This is a genomic window from Actinomadura sp. NAK00032 (assembly GCF_013364275.1).
Taxonomy (GTDB): Bacteria; Actinomycetota; Actinomycetes; order Streptosporangiales; family Streptosporangiaceae; genus Spirillospora.
This window is the reverse complement of record NZ_CP054932.1, coordinates 8982752-8998990: the sequence shown is the minus strand read 5'-3', so window position 1 is coordinate 8998990 and position 16239 is coordinate 8982752. Positions and strand designations below refer to the sequence as shown.

At 74.4% G+C, this 16239-nt stretch carries 14 protein-coding genes; 7 read left to right on the top strand and 7 right to left on the bottom strand.

The annotated features are described in order from the left end of the window. Window positions 1-61 precede the first annotated feature (61 nt). From HUT06_RS41485 to HUT06_RS41470, 4 genes are all read left to right on the top strand, one after another. On the top strand, window positions 62-1363 hold the full coding sequence (locus HUT06_RS41485) for an SGNH/GDSL hydrolase family protein (RefSeq protein ID WP_217711651.1): 1302 nt from the start codon (window positions 62-64) through the stop codon (window positions 1361-1363). A 35-nt stretch (window positions 1364-1398) separates the two neighbouring features. Then, window positions 1399-1797, top strand: a complete 399-nt coding sequence (locus HUT06_RS41480) for an ATP-binding cassette domain-containing protein (protein ID WP_254715665.1) — start codon at window positions 1399-1401, stop codon at window positions 1795-1797. Between the two features lie 6 nt (window positions 1798-1803). After that, on the top strand, window positions 1804-3429 hold the full coding sequence (locus HUT06_RS41475) for an ABC transporter permease (RefSeq protein WP_176200693.1): 1626 nt from the start codon (window positions 1804-1806) through the stop codon (window positions 3427-3429). A 120-nt stretch (window positions 3430-3549) separates the two neighbouring features. Further along, window positions 3550-5310, top strand: coding sequence for a serine/threonine-protein kinase (locus HUT06_RS41470; RefSeq protein ID WP_176200692.1), 1761 nt, complete (start codon window positions 3550-3552; stop codon window positions 5308-5310). A 33-nt stretch (window positions 5311-5343) separates the two neighbouring features. Here HUT06_RS41470 and HUT06_RS41465 read toward each other — a convergent pair whose 3' ends face one another. Further along, on the bottom strand, window positions 5344-5826 hold the full coding sequence (locus HUT06_RS41465) for a hypothetical protein (RefSeq protein ID WP_176200691.1): 483 nt from the start codon (window positions 5824-5826) through the stop codon (window positions 5344-5346). A gap of 349 nt (window positions 5827-6175) precedes the next feature. Next, window positions 6176-6580, bottom strand: a complete 405-nt coding sequence (locus HUT06_RS41460) for a nuclear transport factor 2 family protein (RefSeq protein WP_176200690.1) — start codon at window positions 6578-6580, stop codon at window positions 6176-6178. Between the two features lie 62 nt (window positions 6581-6642). On the opposite strand from HUT06_RS41460, the gene HUT06_RS41455 reads away from it, so the two are divergent. After that, the gene (locus tag HUT06_RS41455; RefSeq protein WP_176200689.1) at window positions 6643-7191 is read left to right on the top strand and encodes a TetR/AcrR family transcriptional regulator; all 549 of its coding nucleotides are present in this window, start codon (window positions 6643-6645) and stop codon (window positions 7189-7191) included. A 27-nt stretch (window positions 7192-7218) separates the two neighbouring features. On the opposite strand, the gene HUT06_RS41450 is transcribed toward HUT06_RS41455, so the two are convergent. Beyond that, window positions 7219-7527, bottom strand: coding sequence for a hypothetical protein (locus HUT06_RS41450; RefSeq protein WP_176200688.1), 309 nt, complete (start codon window positions 7525-7527; stop codon window positions 7219-7221). A 94-nt stretch (window positions 7528-7621) separates the two neighbouring features. Then, window positions 7622-8077 carry a pyridoxamine 5'-phosphate oxidase family protein gene (locus HUT06_RS41445; RefSeq protein WP_176200687.1) on the bottom strand — a complete coding sequence of 152 codons (456 nt, stop codon included), beginning with the start codon at window positions 8075-8077 and terminating at the stop codon, window positions 7622-7624. Between HUT06_RS41445 and HUT06_RS41440 the strand changes: the two genes are divergently transcribed. Then, window positions 8076-10976 (top strand): LuxR C-terminal-related transcriptional regulator, encoded by a 2901-nt coding sequence (locus HUT06_RS41440; RefSeq protein ID WP_176200686.1) that lies wholly within the window; start codon window positions 8076-8078, stop codon window positions 10974-10976. The two genes, HUT06_RS41445 and HUT06_RS41440, sit on opposite strands and share 2 nt — an antisense overlap. A gap of 12 nt (window positions 10977-10988) precedes the next feature. Here HUT06_RS41440 and HUT06_RS41435 read toward each other — a convergent pair whose 3' ends face one another. Further along, window positions 10989-11435, bottom strand: a complete 447-nt coding sequence (locus tag HUT06_RS41435) for an iron chaperone (protein WP_176200685.1) — start codon at window positions 11433-11435, stop codon at window positions 10989-10991. A 253-nt stretch (window positions 11436-11688) separates the two neighbouring features. Between HUT06_RS41435 and HUT06_RS41430 the strand changes: the two genes are divergently transcribed. After that, a complete protein-coding gene (locus HUT06_RS41430) occupies window positions 11689-13182 on the top strand; it encodes a CYTH and CHAD domain-containing protein (protein ID WP_176200684.1) in 1494 nt (497 codons plus the stop codon). A gap of 11 nt (window positions 13183-13193) precedes the next feature. On the opposite strand, the gene HUT06_RS41425 is transcribed toward HUT06_RS41430, so the two are convergent. Both HUT06_RS41425 and HUT06_RS41420 read right to left on the bottom strand, forming a co-directional pair. Continuing rightward, window positions 13194-14072, bottom strand: coding sequence for an NUDIX hydrolase (locus HUT06_RS41425; RefSeq protein ID WP_176200683.1), 879 nt, complete (start codon window positions 14070-14072; stop codon window positions 13194-13196). Next, the gene (locus HUT06_RS41420; protein ID WP_176200682.1) at window positions 14065-16149 is read right to left on the bottom strand and encodes an RNA degradosome polyphosphate kinase; all 2085 of its coding nucleotides are present in this window, start codon (window positions 16147-16149) and stop codon (window positions 14065-14067) included. The genes HUT06_RS41425 and HUT06_RS41420 overlap by 8 nt, the downstream gene beginning before the upstream one ends. Between the last annotated feature and the right edge of the window lie 90 nt (window positions 16150-16239).

Sequence of the window (16239 nt, the reverse complement as noted above, 5' to 3'; positions counted from 1 at the left end):
ACCCCGAAGTCGGGGGCCTGCCGTGATGTGGCGCGGGGTGCCTCGGCGGTGGGATCGAGGCATGAGACGAAAGCCCTCCGCACGGATGATCCTTCCCCTGGCCGGCGTGACCGGCATGGTGCTGGTCGCCGGGCTCGTGCCCGCGCTGCCCGGCGGTCCCGAGGCGTCGGCGCGACCGGTCGCCGCACCGTCCGCGAGCTGGTCGCAGAGCTGGGGGACGGCGATGCAGCGGCCCCTCAACGGCGGCGAGGACGACGGGCCGAACTGGTCGGTGGCGGGTTTCCGCGACCACTCGCTGCGGCAGGTCGTCCGGCTGAGCACGGGCGGCACGCGGATCCGGATCCGGCTGTCGAACCGCTACGGCACGTCCCCGCTGCGGGTCGCCGCCGGTGCGGTCGGCCGGTCGGGAGGCGGCGCCAAGGTGTGGCCGGGTACCGCGACCGCGCTGACGTTCGGCGGCGGGCGCTCCGCCACCGTCCCGCCGGGCCGGGAACTCGTCAGCGATCCGGTGGCGCTCACCACGGCGCCGCTGGAGAAGCTGGCCGTCACGCTCCGGTTCACGGGCGCCACCGGGCCGGCGACCTTCCACCGCTTCACCACCGCGCCCGCCTACCGGGCGCCCGGCGACCACCTGTCCGACATCGGCTCGGACGCCTACACCGAGACCACCGACGCGCTCTACTACCTGGCCGGCGTCGACGTGACCGGCGGCACCGCCGGTACCGGCTCCGTGGTGGCCTTCGGCGACTCGCTCGTCGACGGGGTCGGCGCGTCCCCCGGCGCCGACGCGCGGCTCCCGGACGCGCTCGCGGAACGGCTCGCCGCCGCCCGCCGCCCGCTCGGCGTCGTCAACGCGGGGATCGGCGGGAACCGGCTGCGGTACGACTCGGCGTGCAGCGGCGAGAAGGCCACCGCCCGGTTCGCCCGCGACGTCCTGGCCCGGCCCGGCGTCCGGTCGGTCATCGTGCACCTCGGCGCCAACGACATCCGCGACACTCCCGGCGACCCGTGCCTGGTGCCGGGCGGGCCGTCGACCGCCCGGCAGGTCATCGCGGCCCAGCGGCAGCTGATCCGCGCGGCTCGTGCACGCGGCCTCAAGGTCGTCGGGACGACCATCCTGCCGATGAAGGGCGCCCTGTTCCCGGTGTGGACGCCGCAGGTGGAGAAGGAGCGCGACGCCGTCAACCACTGGATCCGCACCAGCGGCGAGTACGACGCGGTCCTGGACGCCGACCGCATCATGGCCGACCCCGCCGACCCTGACCGTCCACGCCTTGCCTACGTCTACGAGGACGGCCTGCACCCCAACGACGCGGGCTACCAGGCCCTGGCGCGCGGCATCGACCTGGGCGCCCTGCGATGAACCACCCGCCGCCCCCGCCTGTGCAACTGCATGAGGTGAGCAGGCACTACGGGACGGGCGAGGCGCGCGTCCATGCGCTCGCGGGCGTCAGCGTCGCCTTCCCGGCCGCCACCTGGACCGCCGTGATGGGCCCGTCCGGTTCCGGCAAGTCGACCCTGCTGCACTGCGCCGCGGGCCTGGACCGGGCGTCCGCCGGACGCGTCGTGCTGGCCGGGCAGGACATCACCCGCGCGACCGACGCCGCGCTGACCGCGCTGCGGCGCCGCGCCATGGGCTTCGTCTTCCAGAACTTCAACCTGGTCGCCTCGCTGACCGCCGAGCAGAACGTCGCGCTCCCGCTGAGGCTGGCCGGCGCCCGGCCGTCCCGCGCGGACGTGCGCGCCGCGCTGGCCGGCGTCGGGCTGGCGGAGCGCGCGCGGCACCGGCCCCGCTAACTGCGCATGATCGGCGGGAGCCGCCCGCAGATCGTCCGGTTGCTGCTGGGCGAGGCGTTCCTGCTGGGGCTCGCCGGCAGCGCCCTCGGCATCGCGCTGGGGGTGCCCGCCACCTGGGCGCAGGGCCGGCTGCTGATCGGGATCGGGCTGCTGCCGGACGACTTCTCCGCGCGCTGGTCCAACGGGGTGCTGGTGCTCTCGCCGTGCGTGGGGATCGGCGTCGCGATCTGCGGGGTGCTCGCCGCCGCCTACCGGGCGGCCCGGGTGCGTCCGCTGGACGCCCTGCGCGGCGCGCCCCGCGCGACCCGCGTGATGACCGCCGGCCGCTGGCTGGCGGGCGTCTCCTCGCTCGCCCTCACGGTGCTGCTCGTCGCGGCCGGGCACGGCGCCGACCTGCTGGGCGCCCTGCTGATCGCGATGGCCGTCTCCGTCTTCGGATCGATCGCCCTCAGCGCGCTGAGCCCGCTGGCCGTCCCGCTGTTCGGCCGGCTGCTCGGGACGGTGCTGCGCACCAGCGCTCTCGGCGACCTGGCGCAGGCCGGACTGCGCGACGCGGTACGGCGCAGCGCCTCGACCGCCGCGCCCCTCATCGTCCTGGTCGGGCTGCTCATCGGCCTCACCGGCGCGCTGAACTCGCTCGCCCGCGCCACCGGCACCGACCTGCAGCGCATCACGGCCGTCGACCTGGTGGTGACCTCGACCGGTGCCGCCGCGGCCCGCATCCCGGACGTGCCGGGCGTCGCCGTGGCGTCCGCGCAGAGCCGGGTGGAGATGTCGGTGACCGTCCGGCACCGCGTTGAGCAGCGCTCCTACCGGCGGACGTACCACGCGGGGATCACCGCGGTCGACGCCGCCGCCTACCGCCGCACCCACCGCCTCGTGCTGCGCTCCGGATCCCTGGACGCGCTGCACGGCCGCACGGTCGCGATCGGTCCCCGGCTCGCCGCCGAGGGCGTCCGCAGCGGGACGGTGACGGCGCGGATCGGCACCCGCGAGCTGAAGCTGCGCACCGTCGCGCGGATGCCGGAGGTCCTGGAGAACGGCAGCGACAACTTCCTGGTGCCGCGCGACCTCGTCCCCGCCGCGATGCTCGCGGACGCGCCGACCGAGACCCTGGTCCAGGTCGCCCCCGGGACGTCGCCGCGTGCGGTCGCCGGCCGGATCCGCGCCGCCGGCCTCGGCGAGGTGCGCACCTTGGCCGGGTGGGCGGACGCCAGGGTGGCCGAGCAGCAGCGCGGCACGATGGGGATCATGTCCGTGCTGATGGGCATGTCCGGCCTGTACGCGGCGATCGCGGTGGTCAACGCGGTCGTGCTCGCCGCCGCCGAGCGCCGCACCGAGTTCGCCGTCCTGCGCGCCACCGGGCTGAGCCGCGTGCAGGTCGTCGTGATGGCCGCCGTCGAGGCCGCGGTGGTGACAGTGATCGGCCTGTCGCTGGGCGCCCTGGTCGCGGCGGCGGCGCTGGCGGGCTTCCACCCGGGGCCGGGCGGCGTGCGCATCCTCGCCGTGCCGTGGACGCTCTTCGGCCTGCTCGTCGCGGCGTCCCTCGCCATCACGACCGCGGCCGGGGCGCTCACCGCGATGGCCGCGACCCGGCCGTCCCCGACGACGCTCCTCGCCGCCCGCGAGTGAGGCGGGCCCCCAGCCGCGCGGGGGCGCCGGCTGTGCGTCGGAAGACGCAGAACGGGACGAACACTCTCGGTACTGTTGGCGTCAAATAGACGATCATGTCCAGCAGGGTGTGGGGGTGGGATGTCCGGGGCGGGACTCAAGGCGCTCAAGGCGGGGGATCCGGAGCAGGTCGGCCCCTACCGGCTGCTGGCCCGGCTGGGGGCCGGCGGGATGGGCCGGGTCTATCTGGGACGCTCGCAGGGACGGCGGCTGGTCGCGGTCAAGGTCGTCCACCCGCACTTCGCCGACAACGCCTCGTTCCGGCGCCGGTTCGCGAAGGAGGTCGCCGCCGCGCGCCGCATCGGGGGCTTCTACACGGCGCACGTGGTGGACGCCGACCCCGACGCCGACCCGCCGTGGCTGGTGACGGAGTACATCGCCGGGCCGACGCTGCAGGAGGCCGTGGACGAGAACGGCCCGCTGCCCCAGGCGTCGGTGGCGGCGCTCGGCGCCGGCCTCGCGGAGGGGCTCGGTGCCGTCCACGAGCAGAACGTGATCCACCGGGACCTCAAGCCGGGCAACGTGCTGCTGGCCGGGGACGGCGCCCGGATCATCGACTTCGGCATCGCCCGCGCGATGGACGCCACGTCCCAGAGCCTGACCCTGGTGGGGACGCCCGGCTACATGTCGCCCGAGCAGTACCTCGGCGGCGACATCGGGCCGGCGAGCGACGTGTTCTGCCTGGCCGCCGTGCTGACCTTCGCGGCCACCGGCCGCCACCCGTTCGGGGAGGGGCCGCCGGACGCGCTCGGCTACCGCGTCCGGCACGAGCAGCCCGACCTGGCGGGCATCCCGGCGGCGCTGCTGGAGCTCATCGCGGCGGGCCTGGAGAAGGACCCGGACGACCGTCCGCCGACCGAGGAGTTCCTGGACCGCTGCTCCGCGCTGGCCCCGGACGAGGGCATGTCCCTGCCGGAGACGTTCGACACGATGATCGCCACCCGCGTCGCCGAGACGGAGGTCTTCGCGGGAAGCGCCGGCGCGGGGAAGAAGTCCGGGCCCAAGCAGAAGCAGAAGCCGAAGCCGCCGCCCAAGCCCAAGGCGCCGCCCAAGCCGAAGGCGCAGACGCCGCCCAAGCCCAAGGCGCCGCCGCAGCGGCAGCCGCCGCGCCCACCGGTCGCACCGCCGGCTAGGCCACCGGTCAAACCGCCGGCCCCGGCAGGCGGCATCGCGGCCGGGGTCATCGGCGTCCTGCTGGTCGCCCTGCTCATCGCCGTCGCCGCCCAGGACCGGTCGAGCCCATCGGACAACGCCGGCTCGTCGTCGTCCACGTCGTCGCCCACCTCGACCAGGACCCGGACGTCCGGCACCTACGGCGGCTCGGACACCACCCGCTCGTCGAGCCCGACGCCGACCCCCGACCCGACCTTCGAGGCGTTCGACGAGATCAGGGTCGGCGACTGCCTGGACGCCTACCAGGACCCCTACGACTCCTCCGAGTGGAGCGAGAACAAGCCGACCGCCGTCTCCTGCGGCCGGAGCGACGCGTACCTGAAGGTCTACGACGTGGAGGATTCCAGCAGCGGGTGCGACGCCGAGCTGCTCGACGGGGAGGACTGGTGGAGGTCGCCCTACCACGACGGAGAGCGGATCTATCTCTGCGTGCGGCGGCAGTTCAGGGACGGCGAATGCTTCCTGGGTAAGAAGAGCTCGAAGGACGGCAGCACGGCGTCCATCACCGGGCACGGCCTGATGACCTCGTGGAGCTGCGGTAAGAACACCGTCCCCCGGGGGTTCAACTACATCCTCCAGTTCACCGGCTACTACGAGTCCAGGTGCCCGAGCGGCTCGCTGCGATGGAACGACTTCCGCAAGGGAGTACTCTGCGCCCGCATCGTCTGATCAATGGCGAAGGCGCGGTGAGTCGGTCCCGCCCTAACCACTCGACTTTGCGGCGGTGACGGCGTTGCGCAAGGCGGTGAGGAAGGCCTTTCCGTCGGCGTCGTCGCCGAGGGCGATATGGAAAGAGGCCGCTTCCGGCATGCCCGACCACAGGCCGGTGGCGCTGACCCCCGTGTCCGGGACGAGCGGCGAGGGCGCGTGGATGCTGACGTCCCCCAGCCAGATCGACCGGACGTGGACGCCCCGGCGCTTCCCTGCCACGGCCACCACCAGATAGGTGGGCGGGAGCAGCGCGACCGTCGTGTGCTCGCCGTCGGGGTCGCCCGTCCCCGTGAGCCTCGCCAGCGGCCCCGGCCGCTTGAGCCGCACGCTGCGCGTGACGCAGCACCACCGCGCGGTGCCGAGCACGTTCCCGAGCAGATGCTCCTGGGCGTGCGCGGCGATCGCCGCCCGTACCTGCGGATCGAGCGCCCCGGGCTCCGTCCGCCTGCTGGACCGTTCGTACAGACGCTTCATTCTCCCCGACCTCCCGAAAGCCCGATGCGAGCGTACGGCGGGAGAAGACGCCTGGAAGTGCCCCCGTCCGACAGCGGTCATACCATCACAAAAACATCGATGTAGCGCCATCGCCACTGGTCGGGGAAATATGTGTGAATTGTCGTCCAAGGCAGCGGGATGCCTTGACTTCGCCATTTCGGCCGATCTCCTGGAGCCCGGCCGCATCAACGTGTCCGAGCGCTGGGAAAGCGGCGAGGACGTCGAGCGCTTCCGAGGATGGGCCCGTCGCCGGAGCAGTCGGCGCAACTTCGCGGCGCCGAGGTCAACCGCTACCTGATCTCAGCGGTTGAGGCCCCGTAGCGAGGCCTCAGCCCAGAGGGACCAGGGCCTCATGCCAGCGGGCCGTGTCCGTGTACTGGTGGAGCCAGGAGATCCGGCCGTCGGTGACGCGCCACAGGTGGACGAACTCCGCCTCGTACCGGCGCTCGGTGGAGCGCGCGGTGCCCCGGTAGTGGCCGGTCACCACCACGAGCCCGTCGCCCGTCTCGTGCGAGGTCTCGGCGTAGGGGGCCGTGTCGTACTCGGCGAAGATGGCGCCCCACACGCGGGTGAGGGTCTCCTCGGGGCCGTGGAACGTGCCGCCCGCGCCGAACGGCAGGCCGGGCGCGGTGCGGGCCTCGAACTCCGGATGCAGCAGCGCGAGGATCGCGGCGGCGTCCCGCGCTTGCGTGGCGGCGTAGAACCCGGCGACGAGATCGGCGTCGGCGGTCATGGGCACCTCTTTTAGAGAAGATGTTCTAGAATGCTCCCACTACTAGCATGGAGGGCGCTGCCATGGGAAGACCGGCCAAGTTCGGCGAGGACCGGATCCTCGACGCCGCGCTGGCGGTGGTCGCCGAGGACGGGCCCGGCGCGGCCACCATCGGCGCCATCGCGGCGCGGCTCGGCGCCCCGTCCGGCTCGATCTACCACCGGTTCGGGTCCCGCGACCTGCTGCTCGCCACGCTCTGGGCGCGCTGCGCGCACCGCTTCCAGGAGGGGTTCGTCGCGGCCCTGGCGGCCGGCGACGCCGAGGCGGCGGCGCTTCACACGCCCCGCTGGTGCCGCTCGCATCCGGACGAGGCCGCCGTCCTGCTGCTCCACCGGCGGCAGGACCTGGTGGCCGAATGGCCGGAGCGGTTCGCCGCGCTGAACCAGGAGAGCGCCGCCGCCCTCGACTCCTTCACCGAACGGCATCCGGGCCTGGAACGCGAGCGGCTGCTCTTCGCCACGGTCGACGTCCCCTACGGCGCCGTCCGCCGCCACCTCCTGGCCCGCCGCCCGCCCCCACTCGAGACCGACACCTTCATCACCACCACCTGCCGCGCCCTCCTCCCGCCCTGACCGGGACACGGCGGCTGCCCGCCGGCGTTAGCGGAGGTCGAATTTGACCTTGTCGTTCTCGATGGAGGTCACGGTGATCGTTACTGGGCCCACCCGGGCGCGCTGGCCGTTGGCGAGGGTGGTGGGGGTGGAGCCGTTCGCCGAGATCGTGACGCCCTGGCCGGAGATCTGGGAGACGGTGACGTCGACGTCGTTGACCTCCACGGTCTGTCCGGCGCCGGTCACGGTCACGTGGCACTCGCCATTGACGCAACTGTGCGAGTTGGACTGGCATCCGCCGAGCACCAGGACGCCCCCGGCCGCGAGAGCGGCGAGGACCGGGACTGCGCGCTTCACATAAACCCCCATGTCAGGCGATGTCGGAGGTATTGATGCGCCGTTCGGCCGCCAGGTTCCCCTCGCCGGAGGCTGAAACCTGCCAGCCGGGAGGTCAGGGCAGCCAGCGGCCGTCGCGCATGAGGTCGCGGCCGGGCAGTTCGTTCACCTCGCGCCACGCCTGGACGCGGTGGGGGGTGATCCGGAACCAGCGGTAGGCGCCGCCCGCCGCGCGGGGGTCGAAGCCCGAGTGCGCGGCGAACCGGTCGGCCCGCTCCGGCGGCAGCGCGTCGAGGTCGAGCACCTCCACGGTGCCGTCGAGCACGGACACGTCGCGGGTGTCGCCGAGGGCGAGCCGGACGGTGCGGCCGGCGGCGAGGTTGCGGCCGGTGGGGCTGTCGGCCGGGGTGGCGGCGAGCAGCGCCTCGCCGTCCCAGTCGAAGGACAGCGGCACCAGGTGGGGGACGCCGTCCGGCGAGGCGGTCGCCACCCAGACGTCCACGTCGTGGGCGAGCCGGTGCTCGGTGTCGCGGCGGCGCTCGGCGCGCGAGCGCGGGGCGGGGAGGGTCATGGTCGCTCCTCGGGTCGTGGCCGGCGGACGTCCGGCGGGGCTCCAGGCTCTCCCGTCCGGCGAGCGGGACGCCTCCGTGCCGAGCACGGAACCCGCCACGGATAATGGGCCGGTGACCACGATCTCCGCCCGTGAGGCCGAGGTGCTCGCCCTGGTCGGCGCGCACCTGAGCAACGCCGAGATCGCCGCGCGGCTGGTGCTGTCGGTCCGCACCGTCGAGTCGCACGTGTCCGCGCTGCTGCGCAAGCTGGCGCTGCCGGACCGGCGGGCGCTCGCCCGGCACGCCGACGAGGTCGCCCGCGCCGAGCGGACGCGGTCGGCGCCCGCGCTGCCGGCGCCGCTGACGGCGTTCATCGGACGGGTCCGCGAGCGCCGGGAGCTGGCCGCGGCGGTGCGGGCGAACCGGCTGGTGACCGTGGCCGGGCCCGGCGGGGTCGGCAAGACGCGGCTCGCGCTCGCGGCGGCGGAGGACCTGGCCGGCGACTTCGCCGACGGGGTGTGGTTCGCGGACCTGGTCCCGGTCAGCGAGCCGGGACGGGTGGGCGCGGCGGTCGCGGCGGCGGCGGGCGTCGGGGAGCAGCCCGGACGCGGCATCGACGACGCGGTCGCGGCGGCGCTGGCCGACCGCCGCGCGCTGCTGGTGCTGGACAACTGCGAGCACGTCCGGGACGGGGTGGCGCCGTTCGTGGAGCGCTTGCTCGCCGCCTGCCCGGAGCTGCGCGTGCTGGTGACGAGCCGGGCCCGGCTGATGGTCCCGTTCGAGCAGGTCGTGGCCGTCCCGCCGCTGTCGCGGGACGGCGGCGGCGAGTCCGAGGCGGTGGCGCTGTTCCTGGACCGGGCGGCGGTGGCGGGCCTGCCGCCCGACCCGGTGACGCGCGAGCAGGCCGTGGCCGTCTGCGAGGGGCTCGGCGGGATGGCGCTGGCGATCGAGCTGGCGGCGGCGCGGTGGTCCACGCTCGGGCTGGACGGCCTCATGACGGGCCTCTCCGACCAGCTGCGGATCCTCACCGGCGGGCCCCGCGCCGACGACCGGCACCGGTCGGTGCGGGCGGTGCTCGACTGGAGCCACGACCTGCTGGAACCTGCGGAGCAGGCGCTGTTGCACCGCGTCTCGGTGTTCGTCGCGCCGTTCACCGCCGGGGCCGCCGCCGAGGTCGCCGGGTTCGCGCCGCTGGATCCGGCGGCCGTCGTCGACGGGCTCGGGGCGCTCGCCGAGCAGAGCCTGCTCTCGGTGGCGCCGTCCGCGTCCGGCACCCGGTACCACGCGCTGGAGACGATCCGCCAGTACGGGGCGGAGCGGCTCGCCGAGACGGGCGAGCTTGCGGACGTCCGGGCCCGGCATCTGCGCTGGTGCCTGGCCAACGCGTCCGCCCTGCGGGAGACCGGCGGCGCTGACTGGCGCGCCCGGTTCGACGACGCCGCCGAGGACATGCGGGCCGCGCTCACCTGGGCCGCCGACCTGCCCGAGCGGCGCCCGGACGCCTACCGGCTCGCGCTGCCCATGGCCGAGCTGGCCTTCGCCCGCAACCTGCTCGGCGAGGCGCAGCAGCGGTTCGAGCAGGCGGCGGGGCTCGCCGCCGACGGCACCAGCGCCGCGGCGGCGCTGCGGCACGCCGCCGCCGTGGCCGGGTGCCGCAGCCTCGACGGCGAGATGTACCGGCTGCACCGCGCCGCCGCCGAGGCCGCCCGCCGCGCCGGTGACACCGCCGGCGCCGGACGCGACCTGGCCGCCGCCGCGACCGTCGCCTACCGGTTCTCCAGCTCGTTCGAGCGCACCCCGCCCGCCGCCGAGGTGTCGGCGATCCTCGCGGAGGCGCGGGAGCTGGCCGGCGACTCACCGGCCGCCGAGGCGGCGGTCGCGCTGGCGGAGGCGGCGGTGGAGGCGGACGCGTTCGGCGCCGTCCAGGGCGACCCGGAGAACCCGGCGGCGGAGACGGTCCGGCAGGCGGAGCGGGCGGTCGAGCTGGCGCGGCGCGCGGGCGACCCGGTGGCCGAGTCCGCCGCCCTGGACGCGCTCTCCGGTGCGCAGAGCTGGGCGGGCGACCCCTTCGCCGCCGCGGCCGCCGCCCGGCGCCGGATCGCCCTGCTCTCCGCCGAGCCGGACGGCCCCGCCGGCACGCACGAGCTGATGGACGCCCTCGCCATGGCCGCAGGCACCGCCGTCGGCGTGGGGCGGCTGCCGGAGGCCCGCCGCTGGGGCGGGCAGCTCGCCGACCATCCGCTGCTGGCGGAGGCGGGGCATCACGCCACGTCCTGGCTCCTCGTCGCGGACGCGTTCAGCGGCCTGGCGGGCGAGCTGCTCCCGGTCAGCAACCGTTTCCTCGAATCGTGGGAGCAGAACGGCCTGCGGTCGCGGTCCCTCGCGCCCGCCGCCGCGTCGGTCGCGATGGTCCACGGCCTGCGCGGCGACGAGGACGCCCGCGCGTCCTGGCTCGCGATCGCAGCCCAGGCCGGCCCCGAAGGGGACAACCGCCTGGGCTACGGCGCGGTCTTCGACGCCATGGTCCTGCTCCACCACGGCGACGCAGGCGCGGCCCTGGAACGGGTCGCCCCGGAGCCCGGCCAGGTGTGGAAGTGGGTCTGCTGGGTCTGGCTGCACTGGTACACGGCGCTGCGCGCGGAGGCGGCGGTGCTCGCCGGGCATCCCGAGGCGCGGGGCCGGATCGCCGCCGCCCGGACGGTCGTCACCGGCAACCCGGTCGCCTCCGCGCAGGTGGACCGGGCGGAGGCGCTGCTCGACGGCGACCTCCCGCGCCAGCTCGCCGCCGCGGCGGCGTTCGAGGCGGCCGGCTGCCCGTACCAGGCGGCGCGCACGCTGTTCCTCGCCGGCGGCGACCACGCCGCCGCCGGAGAGGCCGCGCTCGCCGGGCTCGGGCTCGCCCCGGCGACCGTCCGGTAGGCGCGGGCGCGTTCAGTTCACCGCCCGCTGCACGAGGGCGGCGATGCGCTCCTCCACCTCCGGCGTCACCTCGGTCAGCGCGAACGCGGCCGGCCACATCGCGCCGTCGTCGAGCTTCGCCGGGTCGTTGAACCCGAGCGTGGCGTAGCGGGCCTTGAACTTCGCCGCGCTCTGGAAGAAGCAGAGGACCTTGCCGTCCAGCGCGTAGGCGGGCATCCCGTACCAGAGCCTCGGCGTGAGGACGGGCGCGGCGTCCGTGATGACGGCGTGCACGCGCTCGGCCATGACCCGGTCCGCGTCCCCCATCTCGGCGATCTTCGCGAGGAGGTCCCGCTTCGCCTCCGCGGCCTTGTCCGCGGCCGAGCCGCGCCGCGCCGCCTTCTTCTGATCCTGCGCGTGCTCCTTCATCGCGGCCCGCTCCTCGGCGGTGAACCCCTCGTACGTGTTGCTCTCGGCCATGATCACTCCTGTGTTCTCGCTGGTCGGCGACCGCCTCTCCGGGCCGGTCGCCGTGTTAAGAGCATCGCTGGCCGGCGGTACGGGCGGCATCCGTGCCGAGTACGGAACGCTCCACGGACGGCTCGTCCGCGTCCGGCCACGGAGAAGCGGCACGGAGGCCGGGTAAAGCTTTCCCCTGCTGTTCACCTGGGCGTGGAATGCTTGTTATCTGGGTGTGCGTGCCGTTTGTCGAGCGTCGTTGAGGGAGCAGCCCGTGGCCGAGAGGCATCTCGAGATCGAGCAGAAGTACGATGCCGCCGCCGACTTCGTCCTGCCGGATCTGGCCGGGCTGCCGGGCGTGGCGGCGCTCGGGGAGCCCGAGACCCATGAGCTGCACGCCACCTATTTCGACACCCCCGACCTGCGGCTCGCCGCCAACAAGATCACGCTGCGCCGGCGGCGCGGCGGCCCGGACGCGGGCTGGCACCTGAAGATGCCCGCCGGCCCGGACAGCAAGCAGGAGCTGCGCGCGCCGCTCGGCCGCCCGCTGGCCGTCCCGGCACGGCTCGCCGGGCTGGTCGCGGTGCACACGCGCGGCGCGGAGCTGCGCCCGGTCGCGACGCTGGAGACGCGGCGGACGGTCGTCCGGCTGCTCGGCGCGGACGGGGCCGAGCTGGCGGAGGTCGCCGACGACCTGGTGACCGGCCGGGGCGGCGCGGACGCCGCGCCCGAGCGGTGGCGCGAGATCGAGGTCGAGCTCGGGACCGGCACCGCCGACCTGCTGAAGGCCGCCGGGAAGCGGCTCCGCAAGGGCGGCGCGAAGCGGGCCAAGTCGTCGTCCAAGCTCGGCCGGCTGCTCGGCGACGCCGTCGCCCCGTCGGAGCCGGCGGCGGCGCGGTCCGCGGCCCGGTCGCGGATCGCGGCGGCCACCTGCAACGGCAAGGCGCCGGCGATCACGACCGGCGAGGTCGTGCTGGCCTACCTCGCCGAGCAGGTCGAGGCGATCGTGACCGTCGACCCGAAGGCGCGGCTGGGCGAGGACGACGCCGTCCACCGGATGCGGGTCGCCGTCCGCCGGACGCGCAGCGCGCTGCGCAGCTACCGGCCCGTCCTCGACCCGGAGCGGACGGCGCCGCTCGGCCCGGAGCTGCGCTGGCTCGCCCAGGTCCTCGGCGAGGTCCGCGACCTGGAGGTGCTGCGCATGCGGTTCCAGGGCGCGCCCGCCTTCCTGCTGGACGACCTGGAGCGGCGGGAGCGGTCGGCGTACCGGCGGATGAACACCGTGCTGAAGGAGCCGAGGTACTTCGCGCTGCTCGACGACCTGGACCGCCTGGTCGCGGACCCGCCGCTCGGCGCGGCGGCGGCCCGCAAGGCCCGCAAGGAGCTGCCCGGCCTCGTCACGCGCGCCTGGGACCGGATGGCCGGGGAGTACGCGTCGATCCGGACGGCCGCCGACCCGGAGACCGCGCGCCACGAGACCCGCAAGGAGGCCAAGCGCGCCAGGTACGCGGCGGAGCTGGCCGTCCCGGTGCTGGGGATCGGGGCGAAGCGGGTGGTCAAGGACGCCAAGCGCTTGCAGGAGGTCCTCGGCGGCTACCAGGACGGCGTCATCGCCATGGAGCACCTCGCCGCCGCGGCGAAGCGCACGAAGAACCCGGCGGACGCGTTCACGCTCGGCGTCCTGTACGGCAAGGAGCAGATCGAGGCGGAGAGCGCCCGCGACCGCCTGGCCACGACCTGGTCGCAGACGCTCGGCCCGTCCTTCTGAGCCTCCCCCTGCTAGACGTCCCCGGCGCTGTGGCGCTCCAGTGACGCCAGCGAGCCCTCCGCGAGGTGCGCAGCCCAGAACTCGCCCTTGCGGAGGCTCGGGTCGTCCGGGACGTTCTCCCCCATTTCCTTGCACAGCCCGGTGACGAGCGCGGACACGACCTCCCCGTGCGTGCACACGACCGCGCCGGCGCCTGCCAGGGAGAGCAGCCGTTCAACGGCCTCTTCCGGGCCGGTGTCACCGATGGTGAATGCCGCTTCCGTGGCGATGGACGCCCGCGTAACGCGCGCATAGGGCAGGACGGTCTCCAGGCAGCGCGCCGTCGCCGAACTGATCACCCGCATCGGCCCGTAGGCGTGCAGCAGCCCGGCCAGGGCGGCGGCCTCGCGCCGCCCGGCGGCGTCCAGCGGGCGCAGCTCGTCGGCCTCCCGCCACTCCCGCTTCTCCCCGGCGGACGCGTGCCGCAGGATCACCAGCGGCGCCGTGTGTACGGGCCCCCGCAGGAACGCGTGCAGAAGGTCGATGTCGTGCCGGTAGCTGAGCCTGGCCTCCGCCTCGGCGGCCGGGAGCCAGACCAGCTCGTCCACCTCGTGGTTCGGGGTGAACGCGCTCTCGGCGACCGGCCGGGCCGCCCAGTAGTCGACCCGCTTCGTCCGGTCCCCGATCGGGTAGGCGACGGTCGGGAGCCGGTGGCCGAGGCGGGCGGTGATGCCGGTCTCCTCCTCGATCTCGCGGACGGCGGCGCGCAGCACGTGCTCGCCCGGGTCGACCTTGCCCTTCGGGAACGACCAGTCGTCGTAGCGGGGCCGGTGGATCACCGCGAACTCCGGCCCCCCGCCCGGCCCGTCCCGCCACAGCACCGCCCCCGCGGCGTGGATGACCTCAGCCATCGACCGTCCTCCACCGGCGGCTCTTGACCAGGTGCGTCTGGATGTCGAGGAGCGTCTCGCCGGGGCGGGCCCGGCCGCGTGTCCAGGTGCCGTCGCCGTCCAGCGCCCAGGCGTGCGTGCCGGGCTCCATCGCGCGGTCGAGCAGCGCGAGCAGGTCGTCGCGCTGCGCCCGGTCGGTGACGGTGACGAGCGCCTCGACGCGGCGGTCCAGGTTGCGGTGCATGAGGTCGGCGCTGCCGATCCACACCTCGGGCTCGCCGCCGTTCTCGAACGCGAACACCCGCGAGTGCTCCAGGAACCGGCCGAGGACACTGCGCACCCGGATCATGTCCGACAGGCCGGGCACGCCGGGACGCAGCGCGCAGATGCCGCGCACCCAGACGTCCACCGGCACCCCGGCCCGCGACGCCCGGTACAGCGCGTCGATGATCACCTCGTCCACCAGCGAGTTGCACTTGATCCGGACCCGGGCCGGATGGCCGGCCCGGCGGTTGTCGATCTCGTGCTCGATCCGCTGCACCAGCCCCGACCGCAGGCTGTTCGGCGCGACGAGCAGCCGGTGGTAGGAGCTCTGCCGCGAGTAGCCGGTCAGGTGGTTGAACAGGGCGCTGACGTCCTCGCCGACCTCGGGGTCGGCGGTGAGCAGCCCGAAGTCCTCGTAGAGGCGGGCGGTCTTCGGGTGGTAGTTGCCGGTGCCGATGTGGCAGTAGCGGCGCAGCTGGCCCTCGTCGTCCTGCCGGACGATCAGCGCGAGCTTGCAGTGCGTCTTCAGCCCGACGAACCCGTACACGACGTGGCAGCCGGCCGTCTCCAGCTTGCGCGCCCACGCGATGTTGGCGCGCTCGTCGAACCGGGCCTTCAGCTCGACGACCACCACGACCTGCTTGCCCGCCTCGGCGGCGCTCATCAGCGCGTCCACGATCGGGGAGTCGCCGCTCGTGCGGTACAGCGTCTGCTTGATCGCGAGGACGCGCGGGTCGGCCGCCGCGTCCTCGATCAGCCGCTGGACGGTCGTGGTGAACGAGTCGTAGGGGTGGTGGACGAGCACGTCCCGCTCACGGATGGCGCCGAAGATGCTCGCATCCTCCGGCAGCGCCTCCTTCGACGGGACGAAAGGGGGGTACTTCAGCTCCGGGCGGTCGAGGTCGGCGATCGCCGCGAGGCCGCCGAGGTCGAGCGGCCCGCCGACGCGGTAGATCTGGCCCTCGTCCACCGCCAGCTCGGAGGTGAGCAGCTCCAGCACGCCCGCGGAGATCGACTCCTCCACCTCCAGCCGCACGACCGGGCCGAACCGGCGGCGCAGCAGCTCGCGCTCCAGCGCCTGCAGCAGGCCCTCGCTGATGTCGTCGTCGATCTCCAGGTCCTGGTTGCGGGTGACGCGGAACGCGTGGTGCTCGACGACCTCCATCCCGACGAACAGCTGCCCGAGGTGCGCGGCGATGACGTCCTCCAGCGGCGTGAACCGGTCCGGGGACGCCTCGATGAAGCGCGGCAGCAGCGGCGGCACCTTGACCCGGGCGAACATCGTCGCGTCGGTCTCCGGGTCGCGGACGATCACCGCGAGGTTCAGCGACAGGCCCGAGATGTAGGGGAAGGGGTGCGCGGAGTCGACGACCAGCGGGGTGAGCACCGGGTAGATCCGGTCGCGGAACAGCCGGCGCAGCCGCTCCTGCTCGGTCTCGGCCAGCTCCTCCCAGCGCAGGATGTCGATGCCCTCGTCGCCGAGCGCGGGGCGGATCCCGTCCCGGAAGCAGGACGCGTGCCGCCGCATCAGCCCGTGCGCGACCTCGCCGGTGCGCTCCAGCACCTCGCGGGGCTGCCGGCCGCTCGCGGACTGGACGGCGAGCCCGGTCGCCATCCGGCGGGCCAGGCCCGCGACCCGCACCATGAAGAACTCGTCCAGGTTGCTCGCGAAGATCGCCAGGAACCGGACGCGCTCCAGCAGCGGCAGGCCCGGGTCCTCGGCGAGCTCCAGGACGCGCTGGTTGAATCTCAGCCAGCTCTCCTCCCGATCGAGGAAGCGGTCGTCCGGCAGCGCTTCGTCCGGATGGGGGAGCTGTCCTGGATTGACGGTCATACCGTGATCTTTCCTGACCAAGATGAACGACAGTCGAACTCGGGGATGTCACCGAAGTATCAGACACTCCGATCATGCCCGCGGTTCCCG